Source organism: Micromonospora sp. NPDC047557 (assembly GCF_043205095.1).
GTDB lineage: Bacteria > Actinomycetota > Actinomycetes > Mycobacteriales > Micromonosporaceae > Micromonospora.
In genome coordinates, this window is the sequence record NZ_JBIDDK010000016.1 from 19,250 (window position 1) to 35,698 (window position 16,449).

The window sequence follows — 16,449 nt, forward strand, 5'->3', positions numbered from 1 at the left end:
TCATCCCACCATGCGCCCGTCGCCGACGCAATAGTCGATCCTCGATGTGTGAAAACGCCTGTGGCGCGGCCAGTCGGGCCACCGTCGGCTCACCCGTCTCCGGATCGGATCGGGTGGTTCTCTCCTATAGTGATGGTCTGCATCCCCACGGCGACGACTGCCGTCCGGGCAGATCTCCCGCGTCGGGGCGGCGCACGCCGCCCTGTCGGTCGTACGGTGGGGCCGGACGGCGACGAGACGAAGGAGGCGGCAGCGCGTGCCCGACGTGTTCGACGACCTGCACCGCCGCTGCCGCGCCGGCGAGCCGGTCGCCCTGGCAACCGTCGTGGCCACCTGGCGATCGGCGCCCCAGCCGCCCGGCGCCGCCATGCTCGTGGCCGCCGACGGCACGGTCACCGGCAGCGTCTCCGGCGGCTGCGTCGAGGCCGACCTCTACGAGCGCGCCCGCCACGTGCTCGACACCGGCGTACCCGAGCTGGTCCACTACGGTGTCAGCGACGACGAGGCGTACGCCGTGGGCCTGACCTGCGGCGGGATGCTCGACGTGTTCGTGGAGCGGATCGACGGCGGCGCCCTCGCGCAGGTGGACGCGGTCGCCGCCGCGCGGCGGGCCGGCGAACCGGCCGCGGTCATCACCTGCGTGGCCGCCGACGCCGGCGACCCTCCGGGCGCGGCCCCGGCCGACCCGGCGGGGCGACTGGGCCGACGGCTGGTGCTGACCGGTGGACAGGTGACCGGCTCGCTCGGCGACGACCGGCTGGACGACGCCGCGACCGACGACGCGCTCGGGCTGCTCGCCGCCGGGCACAGCGGCGTGCTCCGGTACGGCTACCACGGGCAGCGCCGGGGCGCCGGCCTCAGCCTCTTCGTGGCCGCGTACGCCACCGCGCCCCGGATGATCGTCTTCGGGGCGATCGACTTCGCGGCCGCGGTGGCCCGGATCGGCGCGTTCCTCGGCTACCGGGTGACCGTCTGCGACGCCCGGGCCGTCTTCGCCACCGGCCGGCGCTTCCCGGACGCGCACGAGGTGGTGGTGCAGTGGCCGCACCGCTACCTGCGGGCCGAGGTCGACGCCGGCCGGGTCGACGCGCGCACCGTCGTCTGCGTGCTCACCCACGACCCGAAGTTCGACGTGCCGCTGCTGGCGCTGGCCCTGCGCCAACCGCTGGCGTACGTCGGCGCGATGGGGTCACGGCGTACCCACGACGAGCGGCACAAGCTGCTGCGCGAGGCCGGGCTCAGCCCGGAGCAGCTCGACCGGCTCGCCTCACCGATCGGGCTGGACCTCGGCGGTCGTACGCCCGAGGAGACCGCGGTGAGCGTCGCCGCGCAGATCGTCGCCGCCCGTTGGGGCGGCAGCGGCCGGCCCCTGTCCGCGCTCGACGGGCCGATCCACCACCCGGGCTGACGCCGCACCGGTACCGCGTCTTCGCCGCCCAGCAGGGCGTCCTTGTGCCAGCCTGGTGCCAGCGGACCGTGTCCGCCCGACCGTTTGATCGGCGGGCCGGCGTGCGGCACGCCGGGACGCTGCCGGCTGACGACGAAAGGACTTCGATGGGGTACGCGGTGGTGTTCGGCGAGGCGCTCGTCGACCTGCTCGACACCGAGCGCGACGGGGAACGGGTCTACCGGCAGGCGATCGGCGGTGGGCCGCTCAACGTCGCCGTCGGGGTGACCCGGCTCGGCGGTGCGGCGCAGTTCGTCGGTTCGCTCGGCGACGACGTGCTGGGCGGGCGGATCCGCGGCTTCCTGACCGATGTCGGCGTCGGTCTCGCCGGTGCGGTCACGGTGCCGGCGTCGACCGCGCTCGCGGTGGTCACGTACGACGGGCCGGAACCCGACTTCCGCTTCTACGGCGAGCCGCCCTCGTACAGCCTGCTCGGCGCCGACGAGCTGGACCTGGCGCTGCTGGAGGGCGCGGACGTGCTCTACTGCGGCTCGGTCGTGCTGGTGCAACCGCGCACCCTGGCCGCCGCGCGCCGGGCCTGGTCGCTCGCCGCCGGGCTGCGCGTCTTCGACCCGAACGTACGCCCCCACCTGCTCGACGGGCCGGCCGCGCTGGACGGGCTGCGCGAGGTGGTGGCCGAGTTCGCGGCGGGCGCGCACCTGGTCAAGCTGAGCACCGCCGACGCCAAGCTGCTCTACCCGCGCGAGCCGGTCGAGGGGGTGGCCGCGTACCTGCGTGAGCTGGGCGCGGCCACGGTGGTGGTGACGCTCGGTGCGGCCGGCGCGGTGCTGGCCGCCGCCGGTGCGGATCCGGTACGGGTGCGGGCCCCCAAGGTCAACGCCATCGACGCCACCGGCGCCGGCGACTCGGTCATGGCTGCGCTGATCGCTGACCTGCTCCTCGACGGCGAGCCCGACGACCCGGCGGGCTGGGTCGAGCGGGTGGCCTTCGCGCTGCGGGTGGCGGGCCTCGTCTGCGAATCCCCGGGCGGCGCCACAGCCATGCCCACCCGCGCCGACGTCGACCGCCGCTTCACACCCTGACCCGTCACGGGGTGGGGGGTCAGACCGTTCCGTTCAGTTCGGTGTAGCCGCGGCGGGCGGCGATCAGGGCGGCGCGGGCACCGAAGGGCGCCTCGGCGGCCACCCGCTCCGGTGGCGCGTCGCCGGTGTGCGCGGCGCGGATCAGCCAGGCCAGTCGCGCCAGTTCGGCGTGCTGGGCGCGGACGAACCCGACGTCCACCGGGTCGCCGTGGCCCGGCACGACCACCGTGCGCGCGGTCGTCAACCGCAGCACGTCCGCGACCGCGTCCGGCCACTGCAGGGGGTACGAGTCCTCGAAGGCGGGCGGTCCGCTCTGCTCCACCAGGTCGCCGGCGACGAGCACGTCCGCGTCGGGCACGTGCACCACGAGGTCGGCGTCGGTGTGCCCACGCCCCGGGTGCCGCAGCAGCACCCGCCGGCCACCCAGGTCGAGCGCGGTCTCGGTGTGCACCGTGTGCGTCGGTGCGAGCAGCGGGGTGTCGGCCAGCTCGGCTGCCAGCTCCGGGTGCTCCGTGCGTACCTCCTCGTACGCCTCCCGGCGTAGCCGCTCCGGCTCGTCGCGCAGGGCCGCGGCGGCCCGCTCGTGCGCGTACACCGGGCGGGGTGGGTCGCCGGCCAGGACGGCGTTGCCGAAGCAGTGGTCGTAGTGATGGTGGGTGTTGACAAGCGTCAACGGACAGTCGGTGACCCGCGCGACGGCGGCGGCCAGCTCGACGGCCTGCCCGGCCGAGGAGAACGTGTCCACCAGCAGCGCCTCGTCGTCGCCGACGACAAGGGTGACGTTGACCCGCAGCAGGGGCTCGCGCAGCACGTACACCCGGTCGGCGACCTCGCTGAACCCGGCGCTCACGACGACCGCCCGGCCCGGTCGACGAAGCGTTGCCGGTCCACCAGGATCCGGTCGACCCGGCCCCGGGCCACCGTCTGGTCGCCGTCCGCGACGGTGACCTCGAACGACAACCGGCGACCGTCGACCGTCGCGAGCAGCGCCTGCGCCCGTACCGTGCGCCCGACCACCGTCGGCGCGAGGTGCTCCAACTCGACCCGGGTGCCCACCGTTGTCGACCCGGGCGGCAGCGTGGCCGCCGTCGCCGCGACGGTGGCCGCCTCGGCGAGTGCGAGCACCCGGGGTGTGCCCAGCACCGGTACGTCCCCCGAACCGACCGCCTGGGCGGTGTCCGTGTCGGTGACGGTCAGTTCGACCTGGGCGGTCAGACCCGGCGCGAAGGCCGGCTCGGGCTGCTCCTGCATGGTCGTCAGCCTAGGTGCTCGCCGAGCCCGTCGAGCACGCGCCCGGCGATCCGCACGCCGACCGCCGCCCACGTGTGCACGGCTTCGTCGGGTGGTCCCCGTCGGTCGATGCCGTACCCGTCGTTAACCTTGACCGCGATGGCCGTCGTGACTGACCCCCAGCCCCCCGCCCGGACCGACCCGCCCGCGTCCCCGGACGGGGGCCGTCGGCGCATCGTCGCCATGACGGTCTGGGCGGTCGCCTTCGTCGCCGCCTGGCTCGCGATCGGGCTGCCCACCGACCCTGCGTACGCCTTCGTGTGGATCTGGCTGGCGACGATCGCCTGGAACAGCGACCGGCCGTGGCGCAGCCACCTGCGCTTCGCCCGGGACTGGGTGCCGGTGGTGCTGCTGTTCGTCGTCTACAACCTCTCGCGCGGGTTCGCCGACAACGGGGCCACCCCGCACGCCATGGAGTTGATCGTCGCCGACCGGTTCATGTTCGGCTGGGCCACCGGCGGGGAGGTGCCCACCATCTGGTTGCAGGAGCACCTGTACCGCCCGCAGGTGCACTGGTGGGACGTCGCGGCGAGCTGGGTGTACTTCTCGCACTTCGTGGTGGCGCTGACCGCCGCGGCGGTGCTCTGGCTGCGCGACCGGCGCCGCTGGGCCGCGTACATGCGGCGTTGGGGTTTCCTCTGCGCCGCCGGCCTGGTGACCTACTTCGTGTACCCGGCCGCCCCGCCGTGGTGGGCGGCGCAGAACGGCCTGCTCACCGAGGTCGCCCGGATCTCCACCCGGGGTTGGAAGGCGTTCGGCATGCACGGCGCCGGCAACGTGCTCAACGCCGGCCAGATCGCCTCGAACCCGGTCGCCGCGATGCCGTCGCTGCACACCGCGTGGGCGCTGTTCGTGGTGCTGTTCTTCCTGACCACCACCCGTCGCCGCTGGTGGCCGCTGCTGCTCGCGTACCCGCTGGCGATGACCTTCACCCTGGTCTACTCCGGTGAGCACTACGTGATCGACGTGCTGGTGGGCTGGACGTACGTCGGGCTCACCTACCTGGTCGTCGGCCTGGCCGAGCGCGCCTGGGCGGCGCTACGGGCCCGCCGAGCGGGGGCGGCCGCCGAACCACCAGGGCGGACCGCCATCCCCGAACCACCGGCCGACAGACACCCCACACCAAGCGACAAACCACCGATCCCCGCCGACCACTAACCAACCCCGCCCTGCCCGACCCTCCCCCTGCCCTGCTCCCGTCGATCATGAAGTTGTTGGCCGTCCGCTCGGCGTGTCGGGGCAATAACTTCATGATCACCGGTGGGGTGGGGTGGGGTGGGGTGGGGTTAGGGCGTGCGGCGGGCTTGGGTTGCTCGGGTGGTCAGCTCGGCTGCCAGGGCCCACGCCTCGGTGAGGTCCCGGTCCTGGGCGGCCGCGCCTGAGCCGCCGGCGGTGTCCGCGTACACGGTCGCCAGCCCCAGTCGGCGCTGCACCGGCCCCTGCACCACCCGCACGCTCTGGATCCGCGCGTACGGGACGATCGCCAACTGCCGGGTGAGCAGCCCGGACCGGGTGGCGAAGACCCGCTCGAACAGGCCCGCCCCGAGCGCGCCGCGCCCGAGCGGGTGCAGCCAGCGCGTCCGGGGCGGTGGTGGGCTCAGCGTCAGCGCGTCCAGGCGTACGCCCGGCAGCACCTCGGCGACGATCATCGTGGCGGTCGGCAGGTCGCCGACCGGCAGCAGCCGGTCCGGCCGGTTGCGGTCGTCGGCCTCCGCCACGGAGTAGCCGGCCACCTCCAGCCGCAGCCGCAGCCAGTCGTTGACCCGCCACAGCAGCGGCCAGGTGGCCCGCACGGTCTGGACCCGGTCCAGCGGCACGGTCTGCGCGCGCGTCTCCAGCAGGCCGTTGTGCACCCGCAGGGTGCCGCCGTCGCGGCCCAGCCGGAAGTTCCAGTCGTCGAGCACCCGGCGGATCGGTTGCAGCAGCACACCGGCCATCGCGGTGAGCGTGCTCGCCACCGCGACGAAGGACCACGACCCGGCGGTGACGAACTGCACCACGACGAAGGCCAGGCCGAACGGGAGCAGGAACGCCTGCGGGGTGAGCAATTGGCTGACCAGCAGGTTCTGGTTGCGCACCGCGTGCAGCGGTCGGCCCGGCGCGGCCGTCGGCGTCCCGGGTCCCGTCGGGGGCGCGGAAACGCCGGGCGGGGCCGGCGGGGTCGTCCGCCCGGCGAGCGCCAGCAGCCGCTCGCGCAGCCGGGCCGCGTCGGCCACTCCGAGGTACGCCAGCGGCGCCTCGGTCTTGCCTCCGCCGACCACCTCCAGGCGCAGCTCGGCCAGGCCGGTGAGCTGGGCGAGCAGCGGCCGGACCACCTCCACGGCCTGCAACCGCTCCAGCGGGATGGCCCGGGTACGCCGCCAGAGCAGCCCCTCGTGCACCCGCAGTTCGCGGCCCACCACGTGGTAGCCGGTGTTGTACCAGCTGATCACCGACAGCACTGTCGCGCCGAGCGCCAGCACCACCACCATGGCGGCGAACCAGCCGAAGCCGACCCGCGACAGCGTCGACCAGGACAGGCCCGCGATCACCACGACCAGCGACTTGGCGCCGTGCAGCAGCGGGCTGAGCGGGTGCAGCCGCTGTCGCGGCTCACCGCCACCGCCGCCCGGCGACGCAGGCCACGGGTAGACCGCCCCGGGCGGCACCCCAGGCGGGCCGGCGGGATGCGGAGGAGCAGGCGGTCCGGCGGGATGCGGAAAAGCAGGCGGTCCGGCGGGGTACGGCGGAGCAGGCGGTCCGGCGGGGTACGGCGGAGCAGGCGCACCGGCGGGATGCGGCGGAGTGGGCGGGCCAACGGGGTGCGGTGCGCCGGCGGGAGGCGCGCTTCCGGCGGGCAGCGGCGGCCGGGTGCCCGGCTCGGCGGGACCGTCGCTCATCGGGCCGGCTCTCGGCGGTGCCGACGGTCACCCGCGCGGGCGGTCACAGCCCCTCCGCCCGGTCCTCGCCCAGCGCCGTGAGCCGGTCGCGCAGTCGGGACGCCTCCGCCGGACGCAGCCCCGGCACCCGCGCGTCACTGGCGGCCGCCGCCGTGTGCAACTGCACCGTGGCCAGGTCGAAGGCACGCTCCAGTGGACCGGCGCTCACGTCGACGAACTGCATGCGGGAGTACGGGACGATGGACAACCGCCGGACCAGCAGCCCGTGCCGCACCAGCAGATCGTCGTCGCGCTCGGCGTAGCCCCAGGCGCGTACCGCGCGGACGATGGCCGTGGCCCGCCACGCGCCGAGCACCACCACGAGGGCGAGGGCGAGCCCGAACAGCCAGTGGCCGCTCAGCGCCCAGCCGATCGCGGTCACCGCCAGGCCGATGGCCACCACGACCGCGAGCCGGATCAGCTCCACCCAGATCAGGTTGGTGGAGATCGGCTGCCACCGGACGGTGTCCGGCCAGGGCTCCAGCGGCCCTCGCTCCGACGACTGCGGACCGGGGTGGGTCAGCGAACCCGTGCCCGACGGCAGGAGACCAGGCGACGGCAGGTCGGACGGGGGCGGACCGGCGTCGTACCCGCCGGGCGGGGGCAGGGCGTTCGGCGGCAGTGGGGCCGGCCACGAGACGTCCGGTGGCGAAGGGTCCGGGCCGAGTGTGCCGGGCGCCGGGAACGCGCCGGGCGGCGGCGCGACGCCGGGTGGCGGCGGACTGGCCGGTGAGGTGGGGTCGGGGGGACTCGGGCGGTCGACGCGGTCTTCCGCGCTCACCGGCGGGCGCCATTCCGCACGCCGCTACGCCGCACGATCCGTGCGCCGTGTGCCGCCGCCTCGCCCTGCCCGTCGGCGGCGCGGAGCGCCACGCTGCCGTGCCTCATCGGTCGCTCGCTGCGCTCGCTCACGTGTCGAGGGTAGGCGATCCGGGCACCGGAGTGACGGCACGAAGGAAGCCGCGAACGTTCAGGAATTCGCCGAGACTGTCGCGGTGCTCGGCGCAGGCCAGCCAGGTCTTGCGCCGATCGGCGGTGTGCAGGCGCGGATTGTTCCACTCCAGCGCCCAGACGGCGGGGGCGCGGCAGCCCCGGGCCGAGCAGACCAGGGGCTCGTCGGCAGGGGAGGGGAGGCTCATCCGGGCCAGTCTAGGGCGGCCGGACGGAAAACTTGAGCGCCGGGCGGCCACGGGGGGAGCCGCCCGGCGACGGGGTGAATCGTACACACGGCGGGCCGGTCCCTGTCCACCCGTGACACGCGAATCGGGCATTGGACGCTCGCGGCGAAAATCGGCTTCTCCCCACCTCGGCACTCAGGAAGGCGTGCGAGTCTTGATACCGCACCAGCCGCGACGACCGACCAACGCTGTGGAGGACCGGTGGCCCAGCCGACCACGCCCGACGCCCCGACGCCGAACGGGACGGCACCGGACACACCCGCGCCGGTGACCACACCCGCGCAGGACGCCAGCCTGCTGGAGAAGGCGCTCTTCGAGATCAAACGGGTGATCGTCGGGCAGGACCGGATGGTCGAGCGGATGTTCGTCGCGCTGCTCGCCCGGGGTCACTGCCTGCTCGAAGGCGTGCCCGGCGTGGCCAAGACCCTGGCCGTGGAGACCCTCGCCAAGGTCGTCGGCGGGTCCTTCGCCCGCGTGCAGTTCACCCCGGACCTGGTGCCGGCCGACATCATGGGCACCCGGATCTACCGGCAGTCGAGCGAGAAGTTCGACGTCGAGCTGGGCCCGGTCTTCGTCAACTTCCTGCTCGCCGACGAGATCAACCGCGCTCCGGCCAAGGTGCAGTCGGCGCTGCTGGAGGTCATGAGCGAGCGCCAGGTGTCGATCGGCGGGGAGAGCCATCGGGTGCCCGATCCGTTCCTGGTGATGGCCACCCAGAACCCGATCGAGCAGGAGGGCGTCTACCCGCTGCCGGAGGCGCAGCGGGACCGGTTCCTCATGAAGATCGTCGTGGGCTACCCGACCGACGCCGAGGAGCGGGAGATCGTCTACCGGATGGGCGTGACCGCCCCGGAGCCGACGGCGGTCTTCGACACCCCCGAGCTGATCGCCCTGCAACGCAAGGCCGACCAGGTCTTCGTGCACAACGCGCTTGTCGACTACGCGGTGCGCCTGGTGCTGGCCACCCGCGCACCCGCCGAGCACGGCATGCCGGACGTCGCCCAGCTGATCCAGTACGGGGCCAGCCCGCGCGCCTCGCTCGGTCTGGTCCGGGCCACCCGCGCGCTGGCGCTGCTGCGCGGGCGCGACTACGCCCTGCCGCAGGACGTGCAGGACATCGCCCCGGACATCCTGCGCCACCGGCTGGTGCTCAGCTACGACGCGCTCGCCGACGACGTGCCGGCCGACCACATCGTGCACCGGGTGATGTCGACCATCCCGCTCCCGGCCGTCGCGCCCCGACAGCAGGCCACCCCGCCGCCGAGTACCCCGCCGCCGGGCGCCGGCTGGCCCGGGCAGCGGCCGTGACCTCACCCACCCCTCATCCCGCCCCCGACCGCAGCGAGGCCGTGCTGTCCCGACTCCAGTTGCTGGTCACCCGCAAGCTCGATGGTCTGCTCCAGGGTGACTACGCCGGCCTGCTCCCGGGGCCGGGCAGCGAGGCGGGCGAGTCGCGGGAGTACCGCCCCGGTGACGACGTACGCCGGATGGACTGGCCGGTGACCGCGCGGACCACGACTCCGCACGTGCGGCGGACGGTCGCGGACCGGGAGTTGGAGACGTGGCTGGCTTTGGACCTCTCGGCCAGCCTGGACTTCGGCACCGGGCAGTGGCTCAAGCGGGAGGTGGTGGTGGCCGCCGCTGCCGCCATCACCCATCTGACCGTGCGTGGCGGCAACCGGATCGGCGCGGTGATCGGCACCGGTGGCGGCGCGTCCGCACCGGCGCGACGGTGGCGCGGTGGCCCGCCGCCGGTCGGGCCGGGGGTGTTCACCCGACTGCCGGCCCGCTCCGGCCGCAAGGAGGCGCAGGGCCTGCTGCGGGCCGTCGCCTGCACCGCGATCCAGCCCGGCCGGGGCGATCTGGGCGCGCTTGTCGACATGCTCAACCGTCCGCCCCGGCGGCGCGGGGTGGCCGTGGTGGTCTCGGATTTCCTGGCGCCGACCGAGCAGTGGGCCCGGCCGATGCGCAAGCTGCGCGTCCGGCACGACGTGCTGGCGATCGAGGTGGTGGACCCGCGCGAGCTGGAGCTGCCCGACGTGGGGGTGCTGCCGGTGGTCGACCCGGAGAGCGGTGAGCTGCACGAGGTGCAGACCGCCGACCCGCGGCTGCGGCAGCGCTACGCCGAGGCCGCCGCCGCCCAACGGGCCACGATCGCCGCCGCGCTGCGTGGCGCCGGCGCGGCCCACCTGCGTCTGCGTACCGACCGAGACTGGCTGCTGGACATGGTGCGTTTCGTGGCCGCGCAGCGGCACGCCCGCACCCGGGGGACGACACGATGATCCGTTTTCTGCAACCGTGGTGGCTGCTGGCCGTGCTGCCGGTGTTCGCCCTCGCCGCGTTCTACGTCTGGCGGCAGCTGCACCGCCGGGCGTACGCGATGCGGTTCACCAACGTGGACCTGCTGCGGACCGTCGCGCCGAAGGGTCTGGGCTGGCGGCGGCACGTGCCGGCGACCGCGTTCCTGCTCTGCCTGCTGGTGCTCGCCACGGCGCTGGCCCGTCCGGCGGTGGACACCAAGGAGCCGCTGGAGCGGGCGACGGTGATGCTCGCCATCGACGTGTCGCTGTCCATGCAGGCCGACGACGTGGCGCCGAACCGGCTGGAGGCCGCGCAGGAGGCGGCCAAGCAGTTCGTGGGCGAGCTGCCGGAGAGCTACAACCTGGGCCTCGTCTCGTTCGCCAAGGCGGCCAACGTGCTGGTGCCGCCGGGCAAGGACCGGGACGCGGTGACCGCCGCGATCGACGGGCTGGTGCTGGCCGAGGCGACCGCGACGGGCGAGGCGGTGTTCACCTGCCTGGAGGCGATCCGGTCGGTGCCGGCCGACGGCGCGGCGGGTATCCCACCGGCGCGGATCGTGCTGCTGTCGGACGGGTTCCGCACCTCGGGCCGGTCGGTGGAGGAGGCGGCGGCTGCCGCGCAGGCGGCCAACGTGCCGGTCTCCACCATCGCGTTCGGCACCGACACCGGTCAGGTCGACATCGGTGGGCAGCTCCAGCGGGTGCCGGTGGACCGGCTCGCCCTCGCGGAGCTGGCCGAGACCACCGAGGGCTACTTCTACGAGGCGGCCTCGGTGAGCGAGCTGAAGCAGGTCTACCAGGACATGGGCAGCTCGATCGGGTTCCGCACCGAGCCGCGCGAGGTGACCCAGTGGTACGCGGGGGTGGCGCTGCTGCTGGCGCTCTGCGCCGGCGCGCTCAGCCTGCTCTGGTCGTCACGGATGCTCTGAACGCCGACAGGCAGCGAACGGCCAGCAAAGAGAACGGGCCGGCGGTGGTCAGTGACCGCCGCCGGCCAGGACGAAGACGACGGCCACCCAGACGGCGGCGAGGGTGAAGCCCAGCGGGGCGACGTAGCGGCTCATGGACGGCTCCGAGTGGCGGCTGGACGGTCCGCGTGCGGGGGGCGGACCGCAGGGGGTGGGGACGCGCACACGAAGTCGTGACCGGGCGGCTCCCGGCGACCGTCCGGTGACCGGACGGCGCGGCACACGCGCCCCGGCGTCAGCCGAGGCGGTGGGGGAGCGGAGCGGGGTCAGCTCGCCAGACTGAGTCGTGGCTCAGCGGGGCTGACCATCGGCCCGGCCACGACTAGGAGGATCGCTATCTCGCACAGCGATCACCTCCTGCAAGTCGGCCGGGCCGGAACGTCGATGATCGTACACCTGAGCCGGCGCCGGGACGCACTCGGCCGACCGGTCGGCGACCGCTCCACCGCCCGGCCGACGCCGCCGGTCGGGGCGGTCCGCCGACCCGCGCCGACGGCCCGTACGCACGACGGTGACCAGCACCGCGGCGAGCAGGGGCAGCCAGCAGAATCGGGCCAGCACCCACGCCGGACCGTCCGGCGCGGTGTGCAGCCCGGGCAGGGCCAGGCCACCCCGGGCGGTGAGCGCCGTCACCGTGACCAGCACCGGCTGGTGCCACAGGTAGATCCGCACGGCGCCGCGGTTCACCGCGGTCACCGCCCGGCCCGGCAGCGGTCGGGCCAGCAACCGTTCCCAGCCGGGCCGGGCCAGCAGTCCCAGCCCAACCTGGGTGAGGGCCAACGCCACCGCCAGCAGCGAGGGTGGGTTCAGGTTGGACACCCCGTCCCCGGGCACCCCGACCGCGCTGACCGGGTAGCCCACCGCCAGCAGCACGGCCAGCGCCGCGGCCCCACCGGCCGCCAGCAGGCCGGCTGCCCGCCGCCCGGCCAGGCGCCCGTCGGCGTACGCCAGGCCGAGCAGGTACGGCACCGCCCAGGCCGCCACCACGCTGACCGGTGCCACCGCCACGCCGTCCGGCAGCAGGCGGACCGCCAGGTCGCTCGCCGCCACCACGGCCACCGCCGGCACGACGCAGCGGGCCAACCCCCACCGGCGTACGGCGGCGCGCAGCGGGCCGCTCACCGCCACCAGGAGCAGCAGCGGCACCAGGAACCAGAGCGGACTGACCGCCAGTCGCAGTCCGACGGTGAGCGTGTCGTCGGGTGCGCCCGCCACGGTGGCGGTCAGCAGCACGGCGGCGCCGGCGCCCAGCAGCGCCACCGTGGGCAGCAGCAGCCGGCCCGACCGGCGGGCCAGCCAGCGACCCGTCCCGTCCCGGTGCCGGGCCAGCGAGCGGGCCGAGCCGAAGCCGGCGGCGAAGAAGAACAGGCCGAGCGTCTGCAACACCCAGGTCACCGGGCGCAGGTCGGGCAGCGTGGTGAGCGGGCTGGCCTGGCGCAGCCCGCCGTCGCCGGCCAGCACCAGACCGGTGACCAGCCAGTGCCCGAGCACCACCCCACCGATCGCGTACGCCCGCAGCGCGTCGACCGCGCGGTCGCGGCTCACCGGGCGTCCTCGACGGGGCCGGCGCCGAGCACTACCGCCGTGACCGCGACCAGGGTGGCGCTGCCGGTCGCCAGGTAGCCGTCGTGCCCGGACACCCCGTCCACCGGCAGCGGCCGGGCGCCGAACGCCGGGTCACCGGGGCGACGCCCGTAGCCGAGGCCGGGCAGCCGCACCGGTGGCACCCGGCGGATCCAGTCCGACGGCGCCTCGGCCGCCCAGAACCGCAGTCCGTCACGCAGGTCGCCGGCGCGCTGCACCCCGGCGCCGACGCCACCGAGGCTGACCACGTCGGCGACCTGCGCCGGGGCGTGCGTCGCCGCCAGCGCCGCCACCAACGCCCCGTAGCTGTGCCCGATCACCGTGATCGTCGCGCCGGGACGACGCGCGGCCAGTTCCCGTAGCAGCCGGGCCAGCCCGGCCGCCCCGCGCCGGGCGCTGGCGTCGCTGACGGCGTTCACCACCCCGTCGGGCGGGTCGTAGCCCAGCCAGGCCAGCACCGCGACCCGCGCCGTCGGGTCGGTCGACCGCAGTTGCGCGTACAGCTGCGTGGCCTGCACCGCCGGCGCCCGCCGGGCCACCCCGCCCAACCCGCGGTCGAAATCCGCGAGGGTGCTGCCCACCCCCGGCACCAGGACCGCGATGTGGTCCGCGCCGGCCAGGTCGCCGATCACCTCGACCGCCCGGCCGTCACCGCGCTCGTCGAACAGCAGGAACCGGCGTCCGTCGGCCGCCCAGTCCGCGTACGGGGGGCCGGCCGCGCGCATCGCCGCCGCGGTGACCGGGTACGCCTCGACGAATCCCGCCGCCGCGACCGGCTCCGGCCGGGTGGGCAGGACCAGGTTCACGCCGAGCAGTGCGCTCAGTGCGAAGCGGGCGGCACCTCGTCGTCGCATCACGTTCTCCCTCTCCGAATGTCGTTCGGAGGGAGAGTGCGGGGGCGCACGGGTCGCGGGCGTCGCCCCGGGGAGCCGTTTCCCGGCTGGCCCTGTAGGGCTACTCGCCGGCGGCGACCAGACCCGTCTCGTACGCCAGCACCACGGCCTGGGCCCGGTCGCGCAGCCCCAGCTTGGCCAGGATCCGCCCGACGTGCGTCTTCACGGTCTGCTCCGCCACCACCAGGTCACCGGCGATCTCGGCGTTGTTGCGCCCCCGGGCGATCAACCGCAGCACCTCGGTCTCGCGGGGCGTGAGCCCGGCCAGGTCGGTGGGGCGGGGTCGGCGGCGGTCCGGGCGGGCCGCGAACTCGGCGATCAGTCGGCGGGTCACCGCCGGGGCGAGCAGCGCGTCCCCGGCCGCCACCACCCGTACCGCCTGCACCAGGTCGGCCGCCGGCGCGTCCTTGAGCAGGAAGCCGCTGGCGCCGGCCCGCAGCGCCTCGTACACGTAGTCGTCCAGGTCGAACGTCGTGAGGATGAGCACCCGGGGGCGCTGCGCCGAGCGGTCGCCCAACAGCTTGCGGGTGGCCTCCAGCCCGTCCATGACCGGCATCCGCACGTCCATCAGCACCACGTCCGGGTCGAGCCGGCGGGCGGCGGCGACGGCCTGCGCGCCGTCGGCGGCGTCGCCCACCACGAGCAGGTCCGGCTGGGCGGCGAGCAACGCGCCGAAGCCCTGCCGGACCATCGCCTGGTCGTCGGCGATCAGCACCTTGATCATGCGTCTCCGCTCTCCGGCTCGTACGGCAGTTCGGCCGCCACCGCGTAACCGCCGTCGGGCAGCGGCCCGGCGGTGAACGTACCGCCCAGTGAGGTGGCCCGCTCCCGCATGCCGGTCAGCCCGTGCCCCGGGCTGCCGTCGGCGGTCGGTCGGGCGTCGGTCGGGGAGTTCTCGACGCGTACTCCCAGACCGGATTGGCGGGCGCGGACGGTGACGCGCACCGCGGCGCCGGCCGCGTGCCGGGCCGCGTTCGCCAGCCCCTCCTGCACGATGCGGTACGCGGCCAGCCCGACCGGCGCGGGCACCCGCCCGTCACCCAGCGGGCCGACGTCCAAGGTGACCGGCAGCCCGGCGCGGCGGGCCGCGTCCACCATCGGGCCCAGGTCGGTCAGGTCGGGCTGCGGAGCGGTCTGCGGGCCGGTGGCCTCGCTGCGCAGCACCCCCAGCAGCCGCCGCATGTCGGTAAGCGCGTCGCGGGCCGAGCCGGCGATGGCGGCGAACTCGGCGGCGGCCGGCGCCGGGACGTCGGTCAGCCGGTACGGCGCGGTCTCGGCCTGCACCGCGATCAGCGACATGTGGTGGGCCACCACGTCGTGCAGCTCGCGGGCGATCCGGGTGCGCTCCTCCAGCACCGCGCGGCGCTCCTGCTCCCGCTCGCTCAGCTCGGTCTGCGCGGCCAGCGCCCGCCGGGACAGCCGGTTGCGTCGGATCAGGTCGCCGACGATCGCCAGCGCGCCGAGCAGCAGCAGGACCGGAACCCGATTGTCGGGGTGCACCAGGGTGAGCACCGGGACCGTGGTGATCAGCACCACCCAGACCAGCACCGGCCGGTCGACCCGCGCGACGACCACCGCGACCACCACGATCGACCCGAGCGCCAGCGGCGGGGTCCACGGCCAGGACTGGTCGGACGGCGCGTTGAAGGTGCAGATCAGCAGGGCCAGCACCGACAACCGCCAGGCCAGCAGCGGACGCCGGGGCAGCGCCAGCAGCGGTGCCACGGTCATCGCCGCGAACAGCAGCGCGACCAGGATGGGCAGACCCCACTCGCTTTCCACGGTCAGCGTGATCAGGAACAGGCCGAGCGCGGCGAGCAGGCCGACCGGGGCGGCGTAACGAGCCGGGCCGGGCCAGCGGGCCAGCAGCGGCCGACCGGGCGGGGCGTCCCGGCCCCACAGGGTCTGCCCGAGGCCCCCGAGGGCCACGGTGATCGGTCGCCGGTTCACCACTCGGAGGCTACGGGCCGACTCCGCCACCAGGCGTGCCACCAGGGGTTGATCCCGGTGTCGTACCACGGTGTGACGCGGCTCCCGTTAGCGCTTACCTGCCGGTAACGCCTAGGCTCCGACGCGTCCGTGCTGACCATTCGCAAGGAGGAACCGTGGCCCGTACCGTGCTGGTGACCGGGGGTAACCGGGGGATCGGCCTGGCCATCGCGCAGGCCTTCGCCAAGCAGGGCGATCGGGTGGCGGTCACCCACCGCAGCGGCGATGCCCCCGACGGGCTGTTCGGTGTGCGCGCCGACGTCACCGACGCGGCCTCGATCGACGCGGCGTTCACCGCCGTCGAGGCCGAGCTGGGACCGGTCGAGGTGGTGGTCGCCAACGCCGGCATGACCGACGACACCCTGCTGCTGCGGATGACCGAGGAGCAGTTCACCGGTGTACTGGACACCAACCTCACCGGCGCGTTCCGGGTCGCCAAGCGGGCCTCCGGCAAGATGTTGCGGGCCAAGTGGGGCCGGATGATCTTCATCTCCTCGGTGGTGGGCCTCTCCGGCGGCGCGGGTCAGGTCAACTACGCCGCCAGCAAGGCCGGCCTGGTCGGCGTGGCCCGGTCGATCACCCGTGAGCTGGGCAGCCGCAACATCACCGCGAACGTGGTGGCGCCCGGCTTCATCGACACCGACATGACCGCCAGCCTCAGCGACGACCGCAAGGCGGAGATCCGCAAGTCCATCCCGGCCGGCCGGATGGCCAGCCCGGACGAGGTGGCCGCCGTGGTCACCTGGCTGGCCTCGGACGGCGCCGGGTACGTCTCCGGCGCCGTGATCCCGGTCGACGGCGGCCTCGGCATGGGCCACTGACCAGCGCTTCGACAACGT

The 16,449-nt window shown here is 74.8% G+C and carries 18 protein-coding genes; 7 read left to right on the top strand and 11 right to left on the bottom strand.

Features of this window, described 5'->3' with window-relative positions; all coding sequences use genetic code 11:
- Window positions 1-256: 256 nt before the first annotated feature.
- Window positions 257-1,408 (top strand): XdhC family protein, encoded by a 1,152-nt coding sequence (locus tag ACGGAQ_RS27875; RefSeq protein WP_393054224.1) that lies wholly within the window; start codon window positions 257-259, stop codon window positions 1,406-1,408.
- 146 nt (window positions 1,409-1,554) lie between these two features.
- Entirely contained in the window at window positions 1,555-2,490 is a 936-nt protein-coding gene (locus tag ACGGAQ_RS27880) for a carbohydrate kinase (RefSeq protein WP_393054227.1), read from the top strand.
- Window positions 2,491-2,509: 19 nt separating this feature from the next.
- Here ACGGAQ_RS27880 and ACGGAQ_RS27885 read toward each other — a convergent pair whose 3' ends face one another.
- Window positions 2,510-3,340, bottom strand: a complete 831-nt coding sequence (locus tag ACGGAQ_RS27885) for an MBL fold metallo-hydrolase (protein ID WP_393054230.1) — start codon at window positions 3,338-3,340, stop codon at window positions 2,510-2,512.
- Complete coding sequence (locus tag ACGGAQ_RS27890) at window positions 3,337-3,741, bottom strand: hotdog domain-containing protein (RefSeq protein WP_354862978.1); 405 nt, start codon at window positions 3,739-3,741, stop codon at window positions 3,337-3,339. Before ACGGAQ_RS27890 ends, ACGGAQ_RS27885 begins: the two co-directional genes overlap by 4 nt.
- A gap of 138 nt (window positions 3,742-3,879) precedes the next feature.
- Between ACGGAQ_RS27890 and ACGGAQ_RS27895 the strand changes: the two genes are divergently transcribed.
- Window positions 3,880-4,938 carry a phosphatase PAP2 family protein gene (locus tag ACGGAQ_RS27895; protein WP_393054234.1) on the top strand — a complete coding sequence of 353 codons (1,059 nt, stop codon included), beginning with the start codon at window positions 3,880-3,882 and terminating at the stop codon, window positions 4,936-4,938.
- Between the two features lie 128 nt (window positions 4,939-5,066).
- Here the strand turns inward: ACGGAQ_RS27895 and ACGGAQ_RS27900 are convergent, their stop codons facing one another.
- The 4 genes from ACGGAQ_RS27900 to ACGGAQ_RS27915 form a co-directional block, all read right to left on the bottom strand.
- Window positions 5,067-6,659, bottom strand: a complete 1,593-nt coding sequence (locus tag ACGGAQ_RS27900; RefSeq protein WP_393054236.1) for a PH domain-containing protein — start codon at window positions 6,657-6,659, stop codon at window positions 5,067-5,069.
- Between the two features lie 43 nt (window positions 6,660-6,702).
- Window positions 6,703-7,242 carry a PH domain-containing protein gene (locus ACGGAQ_RS27905; protein ID WP_393054438.1) on the bottom strand — a complete coding sequence of 180 codons (540 nt, stop codon included), beginning with the start codon at window positions 7,240-7,242 and terminating at the stop codon, window positions 6,703-6,705.
- Between the two features lie 233 nt (window positions 7,243-7,475).
- Window positions 7,476-7,610 (bottom strand): hypothetical protein, encoded by a 135-nt coding sequence (locus ACGGAQ_RS27910; RefSeq protein WP_393054239.1) that lies wholly within the window; start codon window positions 7,608-7,610, stop codon window positions 7,476-7,478.
- The gene (locus ACGGAQ_RS27915) at window positions 7,607-7,837 is read right to left on the bottom strand and encodes a hypothetical protein (RefSeq protein WP_357493371.1); all 231 of its coding nucleotides are present in this window, start codon (window positions 7,835-7,837) and stop codon (window positions 7,607-7,609) included. Before ACGGAQ_RS27915 ends, ACGGAQ_RS27910 begins: the two co-directional genes overlap by 4 nt.
- Window positions 7,838-8,077: 240 nt before the next feature.
- Between ACGGAQ_RS27915 and ACGGAQ_RS27920 the strand changes: the two genes are divergently transcribed.
- The 3 genes from ACGGAQ_RS27920 to ACGGAQ_RS27930 are packed head-to-tail and all read left to right on the top strand — an operon-like array spanning window position 8,078 to window position 11,105.
- Window positions 8,078-9,184, top strand: coding sequence for a MoxR family ATPase (locus tag ACGGAQ_RS27920; protein WP_354861694.1), 1,107 nt, complete (start codon window positions 8,078-8,080; stop codon window positions 9,182-9,184).
- The gene (locus ACGGAQ_RS27925; RefSeq protein WP_393054440.1) at window positions 9,163-10,158 is read left to right on the top strand and encodes a DUF58 domain-containing protein; all 996 of its coding nucleotides are present in this window, start codon (window positions 9,163-9,165) and stop codon (window positions 10,156-10,158) included. Before ACGGAQ_RS27920 ends, ACGGAQ_RS27925 begins: the two co-directional genes overlap by 22 nt.
- Entirely contained in the window at window positions 10,155-11,105 is a 951-nt protein-coding gene (locus tag ACGGAQ_RS27930) for a VWA domain-containing protein (protein ID WP_393054244.1), read from the top strand. Before ACGGAQ_RS27925 ends, ACGGAQ_RS27930 begins: the two co-directional genes overlap by 4 nt.
- Window positions 11,106-11,153: 48 nt before the next feature.
- Here ACGGAQ_RS27930 and ACGGAQ_RS27935 read toward each other — a convergent pair whose 3' ends face one another.
- From ACGGAQ_RS27935 to ACGGAQ_RS27955, 5 genes are all read right to left on the bottom strand, one after another.
- The gene (locus ACGGAQ_RS27935) at window positions 11,154-11,309 is read right to left on the bottom strand and encodes a hypothetical protein (RefSeq protein WP_354861697.1); all 156 of its coding nucleotides are present in this window, start codon (window positions 11,307-11,309) and stop codon (window positions 11,154-11,156) included.
- A gap of 126 nt (window positions 11,310-11,435) precedes the next feature.
- Window positions 11,436-12,689 carry an acyltransferase family protein gene (locus ACGGAQ_RS27940; RefSeq protein ID WP_393054247.1) on the bottom strand — a complete coding sequence of 418 codons (1,254 nt, stop codon included), beginning with the start codon at window positions 12,687-12,689 and terminating at the stop codon, window positions 11,436-11,438.
- Window positions 12,686-13,582: an alpha/beta hydrolase gene (locus ACGGAQ_RS27945; RefSeq protein ID WP_393054250.1), complete on the bottom strand. Its 897-nt coding sequence runs from the start codon at window positions 13,580-13,582 to the stop codon at window positions 12,686-12,688. Before ACGGAQ_RS27945 ends, ACGGAQ_RS27940 begins: the two co-directional genes overlap by 4 nt.
- A gap of 100 nt (window positions 13,583-13,682) precedes the next feature.
- Window positions 13,683-14,345 (bottom strand): response regulator transcription factor, encoded by a 663-nt coding sequence (locus tag ACGGAQ_RS27950; RefSeq protein WP_354861699.1) that lies wholly within the window; start codon window positions 14,343-14,345, stop codon window positions 13,683-13,685.
- Entirely contained in the window at window positions 14,342-15,571 is a 1,230-nt protein-coding gene (locus ACGGAQ_RS27955; RefSeq protein ID WP_393054255.1) for a sensor histidine kinase, read from the bottom strand. Before ACGGAQ_RS27955 ends, ACGGAQ_RS27950 begins: the two co-directional genes overlap by 4 nt.
- 155 nt (window positions 15,572-15,726) lie before the next feature.
- Here ACGGAQ_RS27955 and fabG point away from each other — a divergent pair, with 155 nt between their 5' ends.
- Window positions 15,727-16,431 (top strand): 3-oxoacyl-ACP reductase FabG, encoded by a 705-nt coding sequence (gene fabG / locus ACGGAQ_RS27960; protein ID WP_393054258.1) that lies wholly within the window; start codon window positions 15,727-15,729, stop codon window positions 16,429-16,431.
- Window positions 16,432-16,449 lie beyond the last annotated feature (18 nt).